This window comes from Phyllobacterium phragmitis, from assembly GCF_002980495.1.
In the GTDB taxonomy this organism is placed as follows: domain Bacteria; phylum Pseudomonadota; class Alphaproteobacteria; order Rhizobiales; family Rhizobiaceae; genus Paramesorhizobium; species Paramesorhizobium phragmitis.
The window spans coordinates 18,473-41,481 of sequence record NZ_PVBR01000003.1 but is presented as its reverse complement, the minus strand read 5'-3'; the positions used below and the strand labels follow the sequence as shown (position 1 = coordinate 41,481).

16 protein-coding genes and 1 pseudogene are annotated in these 23,009 nt (G+C 60.7%); 10 read left to right on the top strand and 7 right to left on the bottom strand.

Translation table 11 applies throughout. The features are described from left to right. The first annotated feature begins 85 nt into the window (after positions 1-85). The 10 genes and pseudogenes from C5748_RS04280 (at position 86) to C5748_RS04240 (ending at position 13,621) form a co-directional block, all read left to right on the top strand. Positions 86-676 (top strand): ANTAR domain-containing response regulator, encoded by a 591-nt coding sequence (locus C5748_RS04280; protein WP_105741004.1) that lies wholly within the window; start codon positions 86-88, stop codon positions 674-676. Between the two features lie 2 nt (positions 677-678). Beyond that, a complete protein-coding gene (locus tag C5748_RS04275) occupies positions 679-1,914 on the top strand; it encodes a CmpA/NrtA family ABC transporter substrate-binding protein (protein WP_105740712.1) in 1,236 nt (411 codons plus the stop codon). Positions 1,915-2,313: 399 nt separating this feature from the next. Next, entirely contained in the window at positions 2,314-3,666 is a 1,353-nt protein-coding gene (locus tag C5748_RS04270) for a CmpA/NrtA family ABC transporter substrate-binding protein (RefSeq protein ID WP_245428833.1), read from the top strand. Between the two features lie 75 nt (positions 3,667-3,741). Beyond that, entirely contained in the window at positions 3,742-4,827 is a 1,086-nt protein-coding gene (locus C5748_RS04265) for an ABC transporter permease (RefSeq protein ID WP_105740711.1), read from the top strand. A 9-nt stretch (positions 4,828-4,836) separates the two neighbouring features. Beyond that, on the top strand, positions 4,837-6,597 hold the full coding sequence (locus tag C5748_RS04260; protein ID WP_105740710.1) for an ABC transporter ATP-binding protein: 1,761 nt from the start codon (positions 4,837-4,839) through the stop codon (positions 6,595-6,597). Between the two features lie 10 nt (positions 6,598-6,607). Then, entirely contained in the window at positions 6,608-9,058 is a 2,451-nt protein-coding gene (nirB, locus tag C5748_RS04255) for a nitrite reductase large subunit NirB (protein WP_105740709.1), read from the top strand. Between the two features lie 198 nt (positions 9,059-9,256). Beyond that, on the top strand, positions 9,257-9,589 hold the full coding sequence (gene nirD / locus C5748_RS04250; RefSeq protein ID WP_105741002.1) for a nitrite reductase small subunit NirD: 333 nt from the start codon (positions 9,257-9,259) through the stop codon (positions 9,587-9,589). Further along, positions 9,589-9,792, top strand: a pseudogene (locus C5748_RS29390) (hypothetical protein); the annotation flags it as partial. The gene nirD and the pseudogene C5748_RS29390, both read left to right, overlap by 1 nt. Positions 9,793-9,894: 102 nt before the next feature. Further along, positions 9,895-12,570, top strand: coding sequence for a nitrate reductase (locus C5748_RS04245; protein ID WP_425350205.1), 2,676 nt, complete (start codon positions 9,895-9,897; stop codon positions 12,568-12,570). A 76-nt stretch (positions 12,571-12,646) separates the two neighbouring features. After that, complete coding sequence (locus tag C5748_RS04240; protein ID WP_158259806.1) at positions 12,647-13,621, top strand: NAD(P)-dependent oxidoreductase; 975 nt, start codon at positions 12,647-12,649, stop codon at positions 13,619-13,621. Between the two features lie 69 nt (positions 13,622-13,690). Here C5748_RS04240 and C5748_RS04235 read toward each other — a convergent pair whose 3' ends face one another. From C5748_RS04235 to C5748_RS04205, 7 genes are all read right to left on the bottom strand, one after another. Next, on the bottom strand, positions 13,691-15,682 hold the full coding sequence (locus tag C5748_RS04235; protein WP_105740706.1) for a PhoX family protein: 1,992 nt from the start codon (positions 15,680-15,682) through the stop codon (positions 13,691-13,693). A gap of 101 nt (positions 15,683-15,783) precedes the next feature. After that, positions 15,784-16,506 (bottom strand): transcriptional regulator NanR, encoded by a 723-nt coding sequence (locus C5748_RS04230; RefSeq protein WP_105740705.1) that lies wholly within the window; start codon positions 16,504-16,506, stop codon positions 15,784-15,786. 123 nt (positions 16,507-16,629) lie between these two features. Continuing rightward, positions 16,630-18,564 carry a D-apionate lactonase gene (gene apnL / locus C5748_RS04225; protein WP_105740704.1) on the bottom strand — a complete coding sequence of 645 codons (1,935 nt, stop codon included), beginning with the start codon at positions 18,562-18,564 and terminating at the stop codon, positions 16,630-16,632. Then, positions 18,564-19,604 carry a Gfo/Idh/MocA family protein gene (locus C5748_RS04220; protein ID WP_105740703.1) on the bottom strand — a complete coding sequence of 347 codons (1,041 nt, stop codon included), beginning with the start codon at positions 19,602-19,604 and terminating at the stop codon, positions 18,564-18,566. Before C5748_RS04220 ends, apnL begins: the two co-directional genes overlap by 1 nt. A gap of 2 nt (positions 19,605-19,606) precedes the next feature. Beyond that, entirely contained in the window at positions 19,607-20,671 is a 1,065-nt protein-coding gene (locus C5748_RS04215) for an ABC transporter permease (protein WP_105740702.1), read from the bottom strand. Further along, positions 20,668-22,218 carry a sugar ABC transporter ATP-binding protein gene (locus C5748_RS04210; protein WP_105740701.1) on the bottom strand — a complete coding sequence of 517 codons (1,551 nt, stop codon included), beginning with the start codon at positions 22,216-22,218 and terminating at the stop codon, positions 20,668-20,670. Before C5748_RS04210 ends, C5748_RS04215 begins: the two co-directional genes overlap by 4 nt. Further along, positions 22,215-22,892, bottom strand: coding sequence for a DUF2291 family protein (locus tag C5748_RS04205; RefSeq protein WP_245428793.1), 678 nt, complete (start codon positions 22,890-22,892; stop codon positions 22,215-22,217). The genes C5748_RS04210 and C5748_RS04205 overlap by 4 nt, the downstream gene beginning before the upstream one ends. Positions 22,893-23,009 lie beyond the last annotated feature (117 nt).

Here is a 23,009-nt window from a genome sequence, read left to right as displayed (position 1 = left end):
CTATTTTTTAGTCATGAAAAGACTTGCAAATTGTTTTGGCAATATTGCATTGCGAAAAAATCCGTCCTGCGGCATGTATGCCGTCATGACGCTTCGCGACCTGATCATTCTGGTAATTGACGAAAACGCGATCCGCGCCTCCGTGATCGAGGAGGGGTTGCGGCAGGCGGGGCATGGCAATGTCACGGTCATTCACGACGTTCAAGGTGTCGGGCGTATTATCGAGACACTGCGACCCGACGTCATTGTCATCGATCTCGAAAACCCCAATCGCGACATGCTGGAAAGCATGTTTCAGCTTTCCCGCTCCGTCAACCGGCCGATTGCTATGTTCGTCGACCGCTCCGACCAAAGCACGATCGAGGCGGCGGTCGAGGCCGGGGTTTCCGCCTATATCGTCGATGGTCTGCGGCAGGAGCGCGTCAAGCCGATCCTCGATATGGCGATCAGCCGCTTCAATGCTTTTTCGAAGATGGCGCGTGAGCTGGAAGAAGCGCGTAGCGAGCTGGAAAATCGCAAGATCATCGATCGCGCAAAGGGCATCCTGATGAAATCGAAGGGGCTGAGCGAAGAGGATGCCTATCGGCTCCTGCGCAAAACGGCCATGAACCAGAACCGCAAGATCGCTGAAATCGCGCAGAGCCTCGTGATGGCTGCCGGACTGCTGGAGGAATAGCGATGACGGACGGGGCAGAGATCACCATCGGCTTTTTGCCGCTTCTCGACAGCGCGATCCTGATTGCGGCAGCGGAAAAAGGGTTTGCGCGCGACGAGCATATTGATGTGAACCTCGTCCGCGAGACGTCATGGGCCAATATACGCGACCGTGTTGCGGTGGGGCATTTCGAGGCGGCCCATATGCTTGCGCCGATGCCGATAGCTTCCAATCTCGGGCTTTCGCCGCTTTCGGTTCCGCTGATTGCGCCTATGGCGCTGGGGCTTGGCGGCAATGCCGTCACGGCCTCAGTGCCTCTTTATGAAGACATGTCGGGCCGCGGCATGGCCGGGGATCTTGATCCAGCCGACGCCGGCCGCGCGCTGAAGACCGTGATTGCAGCGCGTAGCGAAGCGGGAATGGAGCGGCTGCGCATCGCTGTGGTGCACCCTTTCTCGGGGCATAATTATGAATTGCGCTATTGGCTGACCGCTTGCGGGGTCGACCCCGAGCGGGATGTGGATATCATTGTCGTGCCGCCGCCGCTCATGCCTGATGCCCTGGCTTCGGGGAATATCGATATGTGTTGCGTAGGTGAGCCGTGGAACAGCGTGGCCGTCAGCCGTGGAAGCGGTCGCATCATCACGGTCAAGGCGCGGATATGGCGCAACAGCCCGGAAAAAGTGCTTGGCGTAACATCCCGCTGGGCAAATGCCCAAGGCGACGTGCTCGATGCTTTGCTGAGGGCGCTCTATCGAGCGGCTGAATGGTGTGCGGGCTCGGACAATGCGGAAGAATTGGCGGCCATCCTGTCGCGGCCGCAATGGCTCAATGTCGATGAGAAGCTCGTTCTCGGCTGCCTGACGGGTGCGCTGGCCACCCGGCCGGATCATATCGTTCAGGTCGACGATTTTTTTGTCAGGCATGCCAAGGCGGCGACATTTCCCTGGCAGAGCCACGCCTTGTGGTTTTACAGCCAGATGGTGCGGTGGGGACAATGCGGGCACTCGGCGAAAAATGCCGTGATCGCCCGTGATTCCTACCGGCCGGATATCTATCGCCGAGCGCTCAAGCCCCTTCCGGCTCCGCTTCCGGGCGCCAATCTCAAAGTGGAGGGCGCGCTTTCGCGGCCGCAGCCCGTCGGCGCCTCAAAGGCCGGCCTGGTACTCGGTCCCGACGGCTTCTTCGACGGCCGCATATTCGATCCGGATGCAATCGACGCCTACATTGCCGGCCAGAACGGCCATCGCGGAAACTAGGCCCCATTTCGCCGCGCTGCACAAAAAATGAGCCTTGCGCGAAAAATAGGCTACCCTGAAGCACGGCACCTTCAGCGCATGACAAACGCGGCAACTGATCAACTAATTGAAATTATACAATAAAAAGTCCATCTCTGAGATTGGCACGGTTCGTGCTTCGTCTTTTTTTAAGTCCAGAGGGGGACCCGCATACGCAAACGTCCAATGAAGGGCGTTCAAAGGCAAGGCTGCCAAAGCGACGATTGCTGCCTGTTCGGGCGCGATTGCTCGTTTTGGCAGCTTTTTTGTTTGCGGCTCTCTCTGTCGTTTATGGGAAAGCAAAACGGAACTGCCGGCGATCCGGCGAAGGAGACCAAAATCATGGCGATGGGAAGACGACTGAAATGCTGTTCTTTGCTGATGGCGGGACTTTTCGCCGGCGGTATTGTGGTGGGCAGCGCCCATGCCGAGATGCTGGACGTTGAAAAGGATGAGCTCAAGCTGGGCTTCATCAAGCTTACCGACATGGCGCCGCTCGCGATCGCCTATGAGAAAGGTTATTTCGAAGATGAGGGGCTGTTCGTCACGCTCGAGCCGCAGGCGAACTGGAAGGTGCTGCTCGACCGTGTGATCACCGGCGAACTCGACGGTGCCCATATGCTGGCCGGCCAGCCGCTGGCGGCCAGCATCGGCTTTGGCACCAAAGCTCATATCGTCACGCCATTTTCCATGGACTTGAACGGTAATGGCATCACTGTCTCCAATGCGGTCTGGGAGATGATGAAGCCGAACATCCCGCTGAACGCGGATGGCAGGCCCCAGCACCCGATCAAGGCGGACACGCTGAAGCCGGTGATCGACAAGTACAGGGCGCAGGGAAAGCCGTTCAATCTCGGAATGGTGTTCCCGGTCTCGACCCATAATTACGAGCTGCGCTACTGGCTTGCCTCGGGCGGCATCAATCCCGGCTATTATTCGCCGGGCGACGTTTCCGGCCAGATCAAGGCCGATGCGCTCCTCTCCGTCACGCCGCCGCCGCAGATGCCCTCGACGCTGGAGGCCGGCACCATCGATGGTTACTGCGTGGGCGAGCCGTGGAACCAGGCGGCGGTGTTCAAGGGCATCGGCGTTCCGGTCATCACCGATTACGAAATCTGGAAGAACAATCCGGAGAAGGTTTTTGGCCTGACCAAGGAGTTCACCGAGAAATATCCCAACACCACGGTGGCCCTGACCAAGGCGCTGATCCGCGCTGCGATGTGGCTCGATGAAAACAACAACGCCAACCGGCCGGAGGCGGTGGAGATCCTGTCGCGGTCCGATTACGTCGGTGCCGACGCCGAGGTGATCGCCAACTCCATGACCGGCACCTTCGAATATGAGAAGGGCGACAGGCGCGAAGTCCCGGATTTCAACGTGTTCTTCCGCCATTTCGCGACCTACCCCTATTATTCCGACGCCATCTGGTACCTGACGCAGATGCGTCGTTGGGGCCAGATCCCGTCCGGCAAGGACGATGCCTGGTACGCGGAAACGGCCCGGTCGGTCTATCTGCCCGACATCTATTTGAAGGCCGCGAAAATGCTGGTCGAAGAAGGCAAGGCCAGGAAAGAAGAGTTTCCCTGGCAGACCGACGGGTACAAGCCGGCCACCTCCGATTTCATCGATGGCGTCACCTATGACGGGCGCCACCCCAACGCATACATCGGCTCCCTCAAGATCGGCTTGAAAGACGATCAGAGGATCGAAGGAGCCGACGTTGTCGGGGGCTGAGGCCGATGCCGTGAAAACGGCGGCGGGCGGGCCTGCGCCAGTCGATGATGCGTTTGCATTGCAAGGGATAGCAATATGACAGAAGCTACCGATATTCTCAGCCAGACGAGCGCGCGACGAGCGGCCCGCAGGGAAGCGCTGTTTCAGCGCATCAACAGGGCCGCCGTCTGGCTGAATGCTTTCGGCCTTGGCTGGCTGACGCCAATTCTGCGGATATTGGCGGGAGATAGCCTCTCCGAACAACTCACCGAATTGAAGAAGGTGCTGATCATCCCGCTGGCGGGTATCCTGGCATTCCTGCTCGCATGGGGCGTGCTTGCCCCGAAGGTGCAGACGTCGCTTGGCGCCATTCCCGGCCCCGTCGAGGTGGCGCAGCAGGCCAAGTCGCTCTGGGCCGATCACCTTGCCGAGCGCCGTAAGGCTGCGGCCTTTTACGAGCGTCAGGATGCACGCAATGCCAAGCTGATCACGGAAGGAAAGGCGGATCAGGTCAAGGATCGCACCTATACCGGGCGCCCGACCTACGTCGATCAGATCATCACTTCGCTTTTCACCGTTGGTTTGGGCTTTGTCATTGCGACCGCCATCGCCGTCCCGCTCGGTATCGCCTCGGGGCTTTCACGCACGTTCAATGGCGCCATCAATCCTCTGATCCAGATTTTCAAACCGGTTTCCCCACTCGCATGGTTGCCGATTGTCACGATGATTGTCTCGGCGCTTTATACCGACACGTCGGACCTGCTTCCGAAATCGCTGGTCATTTCCGCCGTCACGGTGACGCTCTGCTCGCTGTGGCCGACCCTGATCAATACGGCTCTCGGTGTCGCCTCGATCGACAAGGATCTCGTTAATGTCGGCAAGGTGCTGCAGCTTTCGACGGCGACGACGATCCGCAAGCTGGTGCTTCCCTCAGCCCTGCCGCTGATTTTCACCGGCCTGCGCCTGTCGCTCGGTGTCGGCTGGATGGTGCTGATCGCCGCGGAGATGCTTGCGCAGAATCCGGGCCTTGGGAAATTTGTCTGGGACGAATTCCAAAACGGCTCGTCCTCGTCGTTGGCCCGCATCATGGTGGCGGTCCTCACCATCGGCATTATCGGCTTCATGCTGGATCGCGTCATGTATGCGCTACAGCAGGCCTTCACCTTTTCCTCCAATCGTTAAGGGGCCGGCATGCCAATTCTCGAAGCAAGCGACGTTTGCAAGTCCTTCGGTACGGGGAAGGGCCACAACGAGGTTCTCGCCAATGTGGACCTGAAGGTGGAGGAAGGCGAGTTTGTCGCGATTGTCGGCTTTTCAGGGTCCGGCAAGTCGACATTGATTTCTCTGCTCGCGGGCCTCTCCGTGCCGGACAGCGGCGCGCTCCTTTTCAAAAACCGGGAAGTAACAGGCCCCGAGCCGGAGCGTGGGGTTGTCTTTCAGTCCTATGCGCTGATGCCGTGGCTCACCGTGCAGGGCAATGTGGCGCTCGCGGTTAACAGCGTTCACAAGGCGAAGCCGAAGCGCGAAAGGCGCGAGCTGGTCAGCCGGTATATTGAAATGGTGGGGCTCGCCCATGCGGTTGACCGCAAGCCGGCAGAATTGTCGGGAGGCATGCGCCAGCGTGTCTCGGTCGCCAGGGCGCTCGCCATGCAGCCCGAAGTGCTTCTGCTCGACGAACCGCTTTCCGCGCTCGACGCGCTGACGCGGTCGAAGCTTCAGGACGAATTCGCCGAGATCTGCGAAAGGGAAAAGAAGACGATCGTTCTCATCACCAATGACGTGGACGAGGCCATCCTGCTTGCCGATCGCATCATACCTTTGACGCCGGGCCCCGGAGCCACACTCGGCAAGAGCTTCAAGGTCGATATTCCGCGTCCGCGCGATCGCGGCGAGCTCAATTCCAATCCCGAATTCGTCCGCATCCGCGCGGAGGTGACGGAATATCTGATCGATCTCGGTACCAGCCGGTCCGGCGAGGGCGCACGGCTGATCGATCTGCCGAATGTCGTGCCGATCACCCAAAAACCCCAGCCGGATAAACTGCCCGCCGCCTATGCCCAAAAGGCACGCTCCACGGTGGAAAAAGGCTATGTCGAGTTTTTCGAGGTAAGCAAGGTATACCCGACGCCGAAGGGTCCGCTGACGGTTGTCGACGGCTTCGACATGAAGATGAAAAAGGGCGAGTTCGTCTCCATCATCGGTCATTCGGGCTGCGGCAAGTCCACTGTTCTGTCGATGGTCGCCGGCCTCAATCCGATTACATCGGGGGGCATCATCCTCGACAATCGCGAAGTGAGCGGAGCGGGTCCCGACCGTGCCGTCGTGTTCCAGGCGCCTTCGCTCATGCCGTGGCTCACCGCCCGCGAGAATGTCGCCCTCGGCGTTGACAAGGTCTACCCCAAAGCCTCGCCGGGCGAGCGAAAGGATATCGTCGAATACTATCTCGCGCGCGTCGGTCTCGGAGATGCCATGCACAGGTTTGCCGCTGATCTTTCCAACGGCATGAAGCAGCGTGTCGGCATCGCCCGGGCCTTTGCGCTCTCGCCGAAGCTTCTGCTTCTCGACGAGCCTTTCGGCATGCTCGACAGCCTGACGCGGTGGGAGTTGCAGGAAGTGTTGATGGATGTCTGGAAGCGCACCAAGGTGACGGCGATCTGCGTGACCCACGACGTCGACGAGGCCATTCTTCTCGCTGACCGCGTGGTGATGATGTCGAACGGACCGAATGCCCGGATCGGTAACATCATGGAAGTGGACCTGCCGCGGCCGAGAACCCGCAAGCAACTGCTCGCCCACCCCGATTACTACGCCTATCGCGAGGAACTTCTCGATTTTTTGGAAGCCTATGAAGGTGGCGCCAATCCTGACGAAGATCAGCTTTGCTCGATCAAGGAAAGGCGTCTTGCACGCATTGCCCGCCAGAAGGTGGTCCGCACGGAAGCGGCGGAATAGGAGGAACAACATGGTAAAACAGAAACTCGTCGTCGTCGGCGCCGGCATGGCCTCCGGGCGTATGCTCGAACATCTTTTCGAGGTAGCGCCCGGCGCTTTCGACGTGACGCTCTTCGGGGCCGAACCGCGCGGAAACTATAACCGCATCATGTTGTCGCCGGTGCTCGCCGGCGAGAAGACCTACGAGCAGATCGTCACGCATGACGCCGACTGGTATGCCTCAAACGGTGTCAACTGCCGCTTCGGTGAGACGGTCACCAGGATCGATCGCCAGAACAAGTTCATCACCACCGCGAAGGGCGAAACACCCTACGACAAATTGGTGGTAGCCACCGGCTCCGCGCCGTTCATCATCCCCATAGTGGGCAAGGATCTGCCCGGCGTGCGCGCCTTCCGCGATCTCGACGATGTCGATGCCATGGTGGAGGCGGCGGGCAAGCCCAATGCGAAGGCAGTGGTGATCGGCGGCGGTCTTCTGGGCCTGGAGGCGGCGGCGGCGCTTCGCTTGCGTGGCATGGAGGTGGTCGTTCTCCACCTGATGGGTCATTTGATGGAACGCCAACTCGATCCGGCGGCGGGCTATCTCCTGCAGAAAGAGCTTGAGGGCAGGGGGATCAAGGTCCACTGCAAGGCGCAGACCACGGCGATCCTCGGCAAGGATCGCGTCGAGGCGGTGGGGCTTGATGACGGCACCGTCTATCCAGCCGACATCGTGGTGATGGCGGTCGGCATTCGCCCGGAAGTGCGCGTCGCGACCGATGCGGGCCTCTATGTCGAGCGCGGCATCGTCGTCAATGACCAGATGGTATCGTCTGACCCGGACATTCTTAGCCTCGGCGAGTGCGTCGAGCATGAGCGCATCTGCTACGGCCTCGTCGCCCCGCTCTATGACATGGCCAAGGTGGCGGCGAAGACGCTTCTCAAGCAGGACGCCGCCTTCCGTCCGGTGGAAACCGCGACGCAGCTGAAAGTCACCGGCGTCAGCCTTTATTCCGCCGGCGATTTCGCAGATAGCGACGACCGTCAGGAGATCGTGCTGCGCGATGCGAGCGCGGGCATCTACAAGCGGTTGGTGCTGAAGGAAAACCGCATCCTCGGCGCCGTGCTTTACGGCGAAACCGGCGATGGCGCGTGGTTCTTCGACCTGTTGCGTAAACAGACCGATGTCTCGGAAATGCGCGACACGCTTATCTTCGGCCAGGCCTATCAGGGAGGCGCCCCCCTGGACCCTATGGCGGCCGTTGCAGCCTTGCCAGATGATGCGGAAATCTGCGGCTGTAACGGCGTGTGCAAAAGCACGATCACTTCGACCATCACAGCCAAGGGCCTGACCTCGCTCGACGATGTCAGGGCGCACACCAAGGCGTCCGCCTCCTGCGGCTCCTGCACCGGGCTGGTCGAACAGCTCATGAAGCTGACGCTCGGCGATGCCTACAACCCCGCCGCCGTCACGCCGATGTGCACCTGCACGGATCTGGGCCATGACGATGTGCGCCGGCTGATCAAGGCCAAGGGGCTGAAGACCATTCCCGCCGTCATGCAGGAACTGGAATGGAAGACGTCCTGCGGCTGCGCCAAATGCCGCCCGGCGCTCAATTATTATCTCGTCTGCGACTGGCCGGATGAATATGCCGATGATTACCAGTCGCGCTACATCAACGAGCGCGTCCACGCCAACATCCAGAAGGACGGCACCTATTCGGTCGTGCCGCGCATGTGGGGCGGTGTGACCAACGCTAAAGAACTGCGCGCCATCGCCGATGTGGTGGACAAGTTCAACGTGCCGTTGGTCAAGGTGACGGGCGGCCAGCGCATCGACCTGCTCGGCATCGAGAAGGAGGATCTTCCCGCTGTCTGGGCCGATCTGGGGCAGGCGGGGTTCGTCTCAGGCCAGGCCTATGCCAAGGGCTTGCGCACGGTGAAAACCTGCGTCGGCTCCGACTGGTGCCGCTTCGGCACGCAGGATTCAACGGGCTTCGGCATCCGCATCGAGAAATTCATGTGGGGGTCGTGGACCCCGGCCAAGCTGAAGCTGGCGGTCTCGGGCTGCCCACGCAATTGCGCCGAGGCGACCTGCAAGGACATTGGCGTTATCTGCGTCGATTCAGGCTACGAGATCCATTTCGCCGGCGCAGCGGGCCTCGATATCAAGGGCACCGACGTGCTGGGGTTGGTGAAGACCGAGGACGAGGCGTTGGAGCATATCGTGGCGCTGACGCAGATGTATCGCGAGCAGGGCCGTTATCTCGAACGCATCTACAAATGGGCAAAGCGCATCGGCCTTGAAGAGATTCGCCGCCAGATCATGACCGATCACGACAAGCGCAAGATGTATTACGAGCGCTTCGTCTTTTCCCAGAAATTCGCCCAGGTCGATCCCTGGTCCGAGCGCGTCTCGGGCAAGGACAAGCATGAGTTCAAGCCGATGGCGACGGTGGAATATGCCGGAGCGGCGGAATAGTGCTGACGGATTTGCCAGGCGCCCTCGTCCTTCGAGGCTTCGTTCCCCCTTCGACAAACTCAGGGTCCACTATGCACCTCAGGATGAGGGCTACTGCGACGTCCTTCATCCTCATCCTGAGGTACGAATGAAGCGAAGCGAAATGAGCCTCGAGGGACGAGGATGAAGGACATGATGGAAATGAGAAAAGAGCAAGCGATGAACTGGATCGAAATCGGCGAACTCTCGGATATCCCGCTGCGTGGCGCGCGCTGCGTGAAGACGCCGCAGGGCAAGATCGCGGTGTTCCGCACGGCGGAGAATGATGTCTTCGCGATCGAAGACCACTGTCCACACAGGGGTGGCCCGCTCAGCCAAGGCATCGTCCATGGCCGCGCCGTCACCTGCCCGCTGCACAATTGGGTGATTTCGCTGGAGACCGGCAGGGCGCTGGGCGCGGACGAGGGCGAGGTGCGGACAATCCCCGTGCGCAACGAAGATGGAAAACTCTTCATCGCGCTCGAAAGCCTGATGCTGGCAGCCGCGGAATGATGACGGCAGAGGTCAAGACAGCCTGTCCTTATTGCGGCGTCGGCTGCGGCGTCATTGCCAGCGTTGCGGATGATGGGGCGGTCAGCGTGAAGGGCGATCCGGATCATCCGGCCAATTTTGGGCGGCTCTGTTCCAAGGGTTCGGCGCTGGCCGAAACGCTCGATCTCGACGGACGGCTGCTTTATCCCGAAATTAGCCCCTCACCCTTACCCTCTCCCCGTGAAGAACGGGGGGAGGGGGGCATCGGTGTTGCTTCCCATCTTTCTTCTTCTGTGCCTGGCTCAAAAGAAATGGCGACAATATCTATGTCCCCCTCTCCCCGCGTGCGGGGAGAGGGTAAGGGTGAGGGGCAAGCGCGGCATTCCAACCGCGCGACGTGGGACGAGGCGCTTGATCTCGTGGCGCGGAAATTCTCTGAGGCAATTGCCGAGCATGGGCCGGATTCCGTGGCGTTCTATGTTTCCGGTCAGTTGCTGACCGAGGATTATTATGCGGCCAACAAGCTGATGAAGGGCTTCATCGGCACCGCCAATATCGACACCAATTCCCGACTGTGCATGGCCTCGTCGGTGGCAGGTCACAGGCGCGCCTTCGGTTCGGATACGGTGCCGGGCGTTTATGAGGATCTGGAAGAGGCCGATCTCATCATCCTCACCGGCTCCAATCTCGCCTGGTGCCATCCGGTCCTCTACCAGCGGATCGCCAGCGCCAAGGAAAAGCGTCCGGCGATGAAGATCGTGGTCATCGACCCGCGTCGCACCATGACCTGCGATATCGCCGACATGCATTTGAGCGTTCGCCCGGATGGCGATGTGGCGCTGTTCAACGGTCTGTTGGCGCATCTCGCCCGCAGTCCGGCGATGGATGATGATTTCATCCGCGACCATACGAACGGTTTTGCCGAAGCGCTTGCGGCGGCGCAAAAAGGCGAGGCTGAGACCCACGCGCTCACTGGCCTTTCCATCGAGGAAATCATCGCGTTCTACCGGCTGTTCGAGACCACGCAGAAGGTCGTCACTTGCTATAGCCAGGGCGTCAACCAGTCCTCATCCGGTACGGACAAGGTGAACGCCATCATCAATTGCCATCTGGCGACAGGGCGCATCGGCAGGCCGGGCATGGGGCCGTTTTCGCTTACCGGCCAACCGAACGCCATGGGTGGGCGCGAGGTCGGCGGGCTCGCCAATATGCTCGCCGCCCATATGGAAATCGAAAAGCCTGAGCATCGCGAGCGCGTCCAGCGTTTCTGGAATGCGCCTGCCATCGCCCAAAAGCCCGGCCTCAAGGCCGTGGACATGTTCAAGGCCGTGGCTGATGGGCGGATCAAGGCGCTGTGGATCATGGGCACCAATCCCGTGGTTTCCATGCCTGATGCCGATAGCGTGGCCGAGGCGATCCGCAATTGCCCGTTTGTTGTCGTCTCCGACATCATGCGCGACACCGACACGACGCAATATGCCCATGTGCTGCTTCCGGCGGCGGGCTGGGGCGAAAAGGACGGCACGGTCACCAATTCCGAACGGCGGATTTCCCGCCAGCGCCCCTTCCTGCCGCTCCCCGGCGAGGCGCGCGGCGATTGGCGCATCATCTGCGATGTGGCGAAGCGCATGGGGTTTGGCGAGGCTTTCGCATTCGAGAACCCGGCGCAGATTTTTGCAGAACATGCGGCGCTTTCGGGTTTTGAGAATGGGGGGGAGCGCGATTTCGATATTGGGGATTATGCGAGGATTTCTGACGCCGTTTATGAAACGTTGAAGCCCTTCCAATGGCCCGCAACTGCCCGAGGCACCCCCCTCTGGCTTGCCAGCCATCTCCCCCACAAGGGGGGAGATCAGGCCTTCATAGATGCTGGCCCCAAATCACAAGCGTTGAAAGGTAAGCACCAACATTTGCGTCAGCCAATCTCCCCCCTTGTGGGGGAGATGCCCGGCAGGGCAGAGGGGGGTGCCTCGCGCTTTTTCGCCAATGGCCGCTTCTATACCCCGGATCACAAAGCGCGCTTCATCGCGGTTCGAGCGATGGCGACGGAGCGTGTCCATGCAGCGTACCCGCTGGTTCTCAACACTGGACGGATCCGCGACCAGTGGCACACCATGACGCGAACGGCCAAAAGCGCCCGGCTGTCCGCCCACCTTGCCGAGCCATTCGCCGAGATCAATCCGGCGGATGCAAGAGCGCTCGGGGCTGGCGATGCGACGCTTATCCGCATCGCCAGCCCTCACGGCAAGATCGTCGTCCGCGCTCTGATCACGGCCCGGCAACCGCGTAGTTCTATCTTTGTGCCGATCCACTGGACGGACCAATTTGCCTCCAATGCCCGCGTCGATGTGCTGGTGCCATCAATCACCGATTCGGTTTCCGGTCAGCCCGCGTTGAAGCATGTCGGGGTTTCCGTAGAGCCATACGCCACGGCTTCCTACGGCTTCGCGGTGTCGATGAACCGGCCAATACCCGACAACGCCGATTATTTCGCCATCGCCAAGGTCGATCATGGCTTCCGCATGGAATGCGCCTTTGCCGAGCAGCCGGGAGGCTGGGAGGCATGGTGCCGGGAAACCTGGCGGCTCCCGGATGAACTGGAGGCGCTCGCCTATTTCGACCGGGAAAATGGCGATAGCCGGATTGCCTTTTTCGACGGGGAACAGCTTATGCTCGCCTTTTATGCCGCGCGCCAGCCGGTGGCCGTTTCGCGCACATGGGCCGTCACGCAGCTTGGCATAGCGCATACGGAGATCCGTCGCCGCATCGCGGTGATGGCCGGACGGCCCGGGGCGGATCAGCCGGATTCTGGCGCCATCGTCTGCTCATGCTTTTCCGTCGGCATCAACCAGATCGTGGCGGCCATCGATAATGGTTGCCGCTCGGTGCAGGAGGTCGGCACCGCCCTCAATGCCGGAACCAATTGCGGGTCATGCCGCTCCGAAATCAGGGAGATACTGGATGCGCGTCATCGAAAACACCCGGTTCAGGCGGCCGAGTAATACAGCCGACGGCCGATCGCGGATTGCTCCTCTATCCGTCCTCCCGCTGTTCATATCGCTGAAGGGAAAAAGGGCCTTGATTGCCCACGGGTCGGCAGCCGCCGCCTGGAAGGCGGAGCTGCTGGTGATGAGCGGCGCAATGGTGGAGGTTCATGCGACAGACGATCTCTGCGAAGAGATGATCGGGCTCCTGGCGGCGCACGGACCCGGCAAGATTTTCCATCGCAATTCTTCCTGGCAAAGCGCCGATTGGCCTGCCTTCGCTATTGCCATCGCGGACGCCGCGAGTGACGATGAGGCGGCGGCCTTCGCCAGCGCGGCAAGGACGGCCGGTGTTCCCTTCAATGTCATCGATAGACCGGCCTATTGCCAGTTCCAGTTCGGCTCGATCGTCAACCGGTCGCCGGCAGTGATCAGCATTTCGACGGATGGCGCAGCCCCAATCCTGGCGCAGGCGATCCGCCGCAGGATCGAGGCCGTGCTACCGCAATCACTCTCCGCTTGGACCGACCTGGCGCAAAGCCTGCGCATGGCGGTGGTGGAGCGGCTCGCGCCCGGTGAGGGCAGGCGGCAATTCTGGGAGCGCTTCGTCGATCGTGCCTTCACCGCGGAAGAAGCACCTTCCCGGCGGGACGAACAGCTTTTCCTGGAGGAATTGTCATCCGGGGCAGGCCGTACTGAGCCTACGCATACGACGATCATTGAGGTGAAGTCGCACGACGCGGAGCTTTTACCACTGAAGGCGGTGAGGGCGCTGCAGGCGGCCGAAATCATCCTGTTCGACGAGGGCATCTCGACGGATATCCTGCAACTTGCCCGTCGCGAGGCAAAACGGGTTGCGGCAACCGGCTCCAGCAAGCCGCCGCAACATCTGATGGCAATGGTCCGCGAGGGCGGCCAGCGGGTGGTATGGCTCAAATCCGACGAATTTGGATCAGCACATGAGACCGCGGCTCAATTGCAAAGAACCGGCATCGCAGTGAACATTATTCCCGGAATCGCAGCAATCCCGGCTGACGATCAGCGGATCGTCGCAAACTCCAGGTTTTGATCGTGTATAGCAATGCGCTCCCGCTAGGACGGGAGCGCAAGAATTGAAGTCGTTTAACCGCTCCGGGTTCTAGACAGCGATCTTGCCGCCGCCCTGCTTGGTGATGGCGACGACCGAGGGGCGCACCGGCATGCCGTCGCGGAAATCAGGCCAGCGGGTCGAGAGATCCTCGTAATAGGACGGACGACCGTGGCCGTCCCAGTCGTCTCCACCATCGGCCGGATGCTGTACCGCGACAAAGGCGGTCTCATCATCGGGCGTGAACAGCGGTCCGCACATCTCGGCGCCGACCGGAACCCGGAAGAACAGCTTCGACGTGGCGCGGGCTTCACCCTGCGTATCGACAGCCCACAGACCATCGGTGCGACCGGTCGCCTTGTTGCTGTTGCCATCGGTGGAAACCCACAGACGCCCGGCTGCATCCACGGCGCAATTGTCCGGCATGCCGAACCAGCCGTTCTTCGTCGTCTCGGTCGAGAAGGTCGCGCCGACATCGGCAATGGACGGGTCGCCGCATTTCAGCAGCACTTCCCATTTGCCCGTGGTGGCGGCGAAATCGCCATCGGCTTCCATGATCTCGATGATATGGCCGAAGGCGTTCTTGGCGCGCGGATTGGCGGCATCGACCTGTTCGTCGGTGCGCTTGGTGTTGTTGGTCAGCATGACATAGACCGTGCCGGTGACGCCATTGGGCTGGATGTCCTCTGGACGGTCCATCTTGGTGGCGCCCAGAAGATCGCCGGAACGCCGCGTCTCGATCAGCACGTCGGCCTGGCTCTGGAAACCGTTTTCGGCAGTCAGCGGACCCTGGCCGAAGACGAGCGGCATCCATTCCACGGTGCCGTCCTCGGAGAATTTGGCGACATAAAGCGTGCCTTCATCGAGCAGGTCCATATTGGCGGCGCGATCGTCGGGATTGAACTTGCCCGCCGTCACGAATTTATAGACATAGTCGAAGCGCTCGTCATCGCCGAGATAGAAGACGACGCGGCCATCCTTGCTGACGATCGATTCCGCGCCTTCATGCTTGACGCGGCCAAGCGCGGTGCGCTTTTTCGGCATGGCGTTGGGATCGAGCGCGTCGACCTCGACCACCCAGCCGAAGCGGTTGGCTTCGTTCGGCTCCTTGGAGACGTCGAAGCGATCATAGTAGTTCGCCCATTCGTAAGAGCCGTTGGGGATGCCGAGGCGCTCATAATTGGCGGCTTCGCGATGACCTGCCGGCAGTTCGCCGCTGAAATAGCCGTGAATGTTCTCTTCGGCCATGATGTAGGTGTTCCAGGGCGTGACACCGCCAGCGCAATTATTGACGGTGCCGAAGACTCGTGTGCCGGTCGCGTCAGCACTGGTCTTCAACCTGTCGTTGCCGGCCGCCGGGCCGGACAGCATCATCTCGGTATTGACGGTGATGCGGCGGTTATAGGGGCTGCTGAGCACGGGCTGCCACTTGCCGTCGACCTTCTCGATCTCGACGATCGTGCCGCCATGGGCCGCGAGCTCGATATCGACCTGATCCTTGGTGAGCGGGTTCTGCTTGATCTTGCCATCCGCGACGGTGACGAGACCGGCAAACATCAGATGCGGGTTGGTATATTCGTGGTTGACCACGAGCAGGCCATGGGTGGCGGAACCCTCGAGAGGGATATAGCCGACATAATCATTGTTGTAGCCGAACTGCCTGGCCTGCGCCTCGGCGGTCTGCTTGGTCGGATCGAATGCGGGCGCATCGGGGAAAAGCGGGTCGCCCCAGCGCAGCAGCACATCGGCATCATAGCCTTCGGCGACATGATGATTGGCATCGACGCCGGCTTCGACTTCCCTAAACGAGAAGGCGGAGCCCGTATCTGCCTTGGCATCCTCGGCGGTCAGGAGCGCCAGCGGGCTGACCGTTGCCGCGATGGCGGAAACCGCGAGCGAGCCCTGAAGAAAACCGCGCCGCGAAAAACGCGTGCTGATGATCTCGCCCATGGTCGGGTTGTCGGTCGGGTTGCGCGGTGCGCTGTCGGCGTCCTCCAGCTGGCTTGTCTTAAACAGGGCTTGCTGTGAAACGTGTTCGTTCATCTGGCTATCCTCAATATGAAAAACGGCTCCAGTTTAGAGCGTTTTCAAACTGTAGGAGCCGCATGTAACACCCAGATGAACCTCCGGGCTCTTTCCAGCCATTATCGTTTGCCCTGCGGGGGATAGGAATAAAGCGTTCCCGAGCGGTCGATATGGACGATCATCGCCGTTTCCGCGGCATCGGGCTCTTTCTGACGGATGCAGTCGAGAATGGCGTGATGTTCACGCAGCGTTACCTTTTCCTTGCCGGTCCAGATCAGCATTTCAGTATGATATTCGAACAACCAGTTGAGCAAGGATTCGCTCAAGGCCTCCAGCATCGGATTGCCCGATATGGCTGCAATCTTGCGGTGAAAGGCGAGGTCATCGGCGATGAACATGCGCGGATCACCGAAATGGCCCTCCTGGCGCGCCAGGATCTCCTCCAGCTCACGGATATCGGTTTCGCCAGCGCGCTCCGCTGCCAGACGGACGAGGCCCCGCTCGTAGAAACGCCTTGTTTCCTTCAGATGATCCAGCGCTTCGGGCGTGGTCGAGATCAGCATCCTCGCCACCACATCGATCTGCTTGAACATGGTGCGGGCGGTCAGTTCGCTGACCCTGGCGCGTTCGCCATGCGACACCACGATCAGCCCCATATTGTGCAATGTCTGCATCGCCTCGCGAATGGCGGGCCGCCCTACGCCGAAACGCTCCATCAGATCGCGTTCGGAAGGCATGAGGTCGCCTGGGCCAAGCTCGCCGCTGGCGATCAGATCGCGCAAGCGATCGAAAACCTCGTCGGAGAGCTTTCGCCGGACTATGCGTTCATCGTGCTGCGTCATTCAGTTCGACGGCCTCCTCGACAAGAGAATCCGTTGGGAATCACTGCGTATGATTCATATCGTCATATAAACATAGGCCGGTCAGGCTTATAGCCCAATCCCGCGTTTGTTTTCGCCGCGCTTTCAAACGCCGGATGCTCCCCGGCAAAGCCGCATGCGCGCTACCGCATAGGGTGGCAGTGACAGGCTGCCTGCCACGCAGTCCTGCTCTGCTTCATCGAAGGTCGCGCCGAAATTTTCCGCGTGCAGCACCGATACAGCAACCGGCTTGGAGCCATGATCGTTGTAAAATTCCACCTGCTGCACCGCTGGTGTGAGATTGGTAATGAAGAGGGCTCGGCTGCCGTCGTGTTCATCGGCTGCCAGCGCCAGCACGCGTGCCTGATCGGACGAGCGGCATTTGGGTGCGCTCTTGCCCGACAATCTGCATAGCTCCCGAAGAACCGAATGGATCGGCAGTATTCGAGATTGTTTGCTGCTCAAGATCCCGAGCGGTCCGGTCAGCGCCGCTGGAACCATGGAGGCAATGTCGTGATCGGCGACACGCGCGGCATAACCCAGCATCCATGCGGCGGCAAACAGCCCCCGCTGCCGCGGGTCTGTTCGCACCATTGTAACGCGCCGGCCGTCCGGGTTTGCCATCGTATGCGTGCCATAAGGGTTCTGCCGCATCGGGATCGAGCAGAGGCCGAGGCGATAGGTCGTGCCATTCCCGATGATGGCGCGGGCAGAGCGGAAAATGTCGGGCAAAGTCTCCAGTGTCTCCATGACGGAGATATCGTCGGCGGCATGGACGATCGGGTTTGTGCCGTGGGTGACGAAATCCAGCATATCAACCGGCGGACGCTTGCGGTTCAACTCGGTGAAATAGCTGAACATGCCGCCGCCGAGAGGCGTATCGGGAAATACACGGCGCGCAGCATTGTAGATATGGCTAAGGGAAGGGCATTCCGGCCATTCGCTGCCCGGTGGTGTCGATTGCCGGTCGACCGAAGGACAGACGGCGAGAGCGGCGAGCTTGAGGCCGGCGGTTTGCACCATCGTGGCAAGCCCGGAGAATTCTTCCGTCAGGTCGCCCTCACAGGCCACGACATATTCGAGCGTGACCGGACAACCGGCTTCCCGCTGCAAATGGGCGAAAGCCTCCAGTTCGCCGGGGCCATGCCCAACTGTCGGATCGAAATGCAAAAGCAGGAATTGCGGGGCGAGGTCTTGCAAAGCCGCAATGCCGTCCATGGTGGCGGCAAGTTCGTCGGGCTCGATGAGCAGGCCGATTTCGGGGTGCCTTGGTGCGGAATCCGCCTCGCTGATCGCGATCGTGACCGGGCCGTCGCGCGCGGGAGCCGCCGGTGCATTGTCTTGCGTCGTGATCCGCAAATCGACGGCCTGCCGGCTCTCTTGGCCAGCCGACATCACATAGGGCCATGGCAGCGCCAGCGGGCGGACATAGGTCTTGTAGGAGGCATCGGACCAGTTGCGCTGATCCTCCATCTCGAAAACGTCACCGGCAAAGCTGCAAATGGCGGTGATGCCCTCAGCCACCTGGTGCGTCAGTGCGCTGATTTCCTTGAAGGGCTGCCACGGTTCGATCAGATCGGGGAAAGCCGTCTCCTGCAAGGAACCGTCATTATGTCCAACCGCCACAGGCCTGCCGGCGACATTGAGGATGGGATGCAGCACGCAGAAGCCGCAGCGGTTGGTGGTGAAATCCTTGTCGGGCGTGGCGATGGCTTCGAAAACGAGGCGCCCGTCGCAATGTCCTGAGATGCGGGCCTCGTAGGCGAGCGTACCGCCGCAATCGGCGCGGTAGCGCACCGTGAAACGATCAGGCTCCTGTTCGATGACGAGGCCGCTTATCTCAGAGGCGTAGGTGCCCCAGTTCTCGTCGCGCACCACATAGGATATGGCGCGCAGAATCTCATGGCCGCGAAAACGGATATAGCGGAGATTTCCATCGACCAGCTCTGCTGAAAGATCGCCGGCGCGAAGCTGCCTGAACGTCTGCGGCGGTTCTTCCGTGCCGTAGAGTGCGATTGCTTCGCTCAGACCGGCGGACATCATGCCATCCGCCTCACATCTATTGCTTTCTGATCGGCGGCGGCGGATTCATACGCCGCGAAAACCAGCGCCATGGTCTTCAGATTGTCGGCACCTGACGTTTCCGGCTCATGCCCACTGTTGAGGCAATCGGTCCAGTGCCGTTCGATGTTGAACACGCTTTCCTGGATGTTGTGCCATGGCCGTCTCGCCCAGGCGTGGAGCTTCGGCGACACGTCGAGCGTTTGCGTTTGGCCATCGGCATGAACGATCATCTGGTAGTTCGCTCCGAGCCGCAGCGTTCCCTTGCTGCCGTCGATCTCGACCAGCGTTTGCGGGAAAAGCTCCTCGGGCTGCTGCGTTGCATAGCTGCAATCGCATATGCTGGTCGCGCCGGTTTCGTGGTCCAGCAAGATGGTGGCGACGTCCTCGCCGCGAATGGCGGGATTGACCCGGCGCGTCGTCGCGCTCAACTGCGCCACATCGCCAAACAGGAAACGGGCGATATCGAGGATATGGATGCCGAGATCCTGGATGATGAAGCGTTCCTCGGTAGCGAGATAGGGCTGGCCGGAAAAGACATCATAGGCGGAGCGGAACGATACCCGCCCCCAGAAGATGTCTCCCAGTGTCCCGGCATCGAGCACCGCACGGACGGCTCTTATCGGCGATTGCCAACGGAAATTCTCATGCACCATGAGTGGCACGTCAGCGGTCTTGCACGCATCCACCATGGCCTGCGCATCACTAAGCGTTTCCGCGAACGGCTTCTGGCATATCACGGCAACGCCCGCCTTTGCCGCCAGTTCGACCAGCGGGCGGTGCGTGGCAACGGTCGTGGCGATATCGACGAAATCCAGTTTTTCGCTGGCGAGCATTTTCGCTGCATCGGTATAGAGATTGGCGATGCCGAACTTTTCGCCGGCCTCTTTGAGCCGCTTTTCGTCACGATCGCATAAGGCGACGATTTCGGCGCCTTCGATTTCCTGCCATGCATGGAGATGATTGTGGGCGAAGAAGCCGCAACCGATCAGGCCGCCTTTTTGCTTTACCCTAGCCATCATCAGCCTCCCACCGCCGCTTGGCTCTGCAGGGCGATGCGCTGCTGCATGCGGCGCTGGAACTGATCGACCACGACGGCGGCGATGATGACGAGCCCCTTGATGACGATCTGCCAGAACGAGCTGACGCCCATCATGACGAGGCCGTCGGAGAGAATACCGATGACGAAGGCGCCGACGATGGTCCCGCCGATCTTGCCGCGCCCGCCGGACATCGATGTGCCGCCGAGCACGGCGGCGGCGATGGCGTTCAACTCGAATGTCTCGCCGGTCGCCGGATGGGAAGCGACCAGTTCCGAAGAAATGATCAGCCCGACGATGGCCGCGCAGAAGCCGGAGAACATGTAGACGAACATCTTGACTCTGGTGACGCGGACGCCTGACAAGGCAGCGGCCCGCTCATTGCCGCCCACCGCATAGATCTGGCGGCCGAGCGGCGTGCGCGCGGCGAGATAGGCGGCCGCGAGGCCGACCACGACCAGCAGCCAGATCGAGATCGGTATGCCGAGAAACGTGCCGGAACCGAGGATCGGAAATCCCGTCGTGCCCAGTTCGGGATTGCCCACCAGATTTGGGAACGTGCGCCCGTCGGAGGAGAGCAGCGCCAGGCCACGGGCGACATAGAGGACCCCAAGCGTCGCGATGAAGGGTGCGACGTTGAGCCTGGTGATGAGAAGGCCATTGATCGCGCCGACGACAACGCCCAGCGCGAGCGTGATCATGATGATCTCGATGACGTTGAAATAGACGGTATAGCCGATGCCGAGATCCAGCCCGTTGAGGATCAGCCCGCCGGCGACCATGCCGGACAGGCCGACGATCGAACCGACGGAAAGGTCGATGCCGCCGGTGATGATCACGAAGGTCATGCCGATCGCCAGGAATGCGTTCAACGCCACATGCTTCGACATGATCATCATGTTGGCGGTGCTGAGAAAATTCGGCGCGGCAAAGGAAAAGAAGATGATGACGGCGATGAGCGCGATGAAGGTGCGCAGATGCAGGAGCATCATCAGCATCGACGAGGAATTATAGGCGCTGGCCGGTCTTGCTAGCGTGGCGCTCATTGGGCAAGCTCCATTTTATGGGTTGTAACGTCATGGCCGATGCTGGACGCGGCGACGATGGCTTCTTCGGTGGCGTGCGCGCGGTCGAATTCGCCGGTGATCTGGCCTCCGGACATGACGATGATGCGGTCCGACAGCGCCATCACCTCTTCGAGGTCTGACGTGACGAACAGGATACCCAGCCCGTCGGCGGCGAGCTTGCGCATGGTGCGGAACACCTCGGCCTTGGCGCCGACATCGATGCCGCGGCTGGGCTCGTCCATGAGAAGGACCTTCGGCCCGGTCATCAGCGCCTTGCCGATCACTACCTTCTGCTGGTTTCCGCCCGATAGCGATGCGACCTCGTGATCCGGACTGGCGATCTTGATGGCGAGGTCGCTGACGAAACGCTGGACCGCCGAGCGCTCCTTGCCTCGGTCGATATGGATGCCGCGCACATAATTCCACAGGCTTGCCAGAGTCATGTTGTCGCTGATCGACATGATCTGCACGAGACCCTCCGCCTTGCGGTCCTCGGGGATCAGCGCGAGCCCACCGGCGATCCTTGTCGCCACATCGGCTTTTGCCAGTTGCTTGCCCGTGATGAAAATTCTGCCGCCGGCATTCGGATGGCGGCCCATGATACAGTCGAACAGCTCGGTGCGCCCGGCGCCCATCAGCCCGTAGATGCCGACAATCTCTCCCGCCTTGAGCGACAGCGAAACATGATCGACCGTAAAGCCGCCGCCCTGGCGGGCAAGCGCGATATCCTCGGCTCGGAAAATTTCATCGCCGAACACATGATCCTCGGCCTTGGCATAATCTTTCGAGGCTGCGCCGATCATGCTTTTGACGATCCAGGGAACATCGACATCCTGCATCGACCGCGAACCGGTGATGTTGCCGTCGCGAAGCACGGTGATGTAATCGCCGATGCGCACCAGTTCTTCCAGCCGGTGCGAGATGTAGACGATGGCGACGCCCTGACTTTTCAGCTCCTTGATGACGCGGAACAGGATTTCCACCTCGGCTGCGCTGAGCGCGGAGGTGGGCTCGTCCATGATGAGGATGCGGGCGTCCTGCGACAGCGTCTTGGCGATCTCGACGATCTGCTGTTGCCCGATACGCAAATCCCCGACGATGGCGTCGGGCGGGATGTCGTGTTCGAGCCGCAGCATCAGCTTGCGGGTTTCGTCGCGCATCGCCGCCGCATCGATATCGAAGCCAAGCCGGCAGCGCTCGCGGGTGATGAAGATGTTTTCCGCCACCGTCATGTTGGGAAAGAGGTTCAGTTCCTGAAAGACGATGCCGATGCCATGGCGGATCGCGTCCTGCGTGTTTGCCAGCCGGATCGGCTCGCCATCGAGCAGGATCTCGCCTTCGCTCGGTTGCTCGACGCCGGCGATGATCTTCATCAGCGTCGATTTCCCCGCCCCGTTTTCACCGACAAGCACATTGACGGCACCCCGGCGCACGTCGAAATCCACCGATTTGAGGGCGATCGTGCCGGGATAGACCTTGGTCACCTTGCGGACGCTCAGCGCGGTCTCATGCGCGACTTCGCTCATTGCGCGCCTCCAGTAAGTTTGATCTCGGCAGGCGTAACGAGGATTTCCTGTCCCTGTGCGGGCAGAGTGAATGCGCCTGTCGCTGAGACATGCTGGCCGACGAGATCGTCGCGCGGCAGTTTGGAGAGATTGTTCTCATAGACATATTTGTTCAGCGCCCGGCCGACATTGGCGTATTCGATCTGGTTCTTGAAGGCGCTGAAAGGGATGAACGGCAGCACATCGCGCAGCGACGTACCCTTGATGACCGGGCCCAGTTGGATCTTGGCATCGGCCTTGGTGTCGCCATCCGTATCGACCGAGACGAATGCGGCGCGCGACTTGGTGTTGGCGTCGACGATCTGGCCTTCGAGACGGACGGCGAAGCTCCACGGTGTCTGGACCGGGTTTTCGCTGTGGCCGTATTTCTTGCCGGCGGCCTCCGGGTCTGTCGCTATGAGCGCCCTGACCTCGGTAAAATCATGCGCATTGTCGCGAAAATAAGGTTCGATCTTTTCCGGCCAGGCCTTAGCGATAAATTCATCGGCGTTGAAACCGCCATTGTCGAAGAAGATTTCGACGCCGTTATCCGCCTTTTTGGCCGACGGCTCGTTTTTCTTGATCTTGCAGCCGGTAACGCCCAGCACGATCCCGGCCATGGCGATAGCAGCAAGCATTTTCATGCGCGTGGTCATTTGCGAATTCCATCCGTCATAGCGAAGCACCCCCCTCTGTCCTGCCGGACATCTCCCCCTCAAGGGGGGAGATTGGCTGACACGAACCACGCCTATCGTCCTCCAACGGCAGCGATT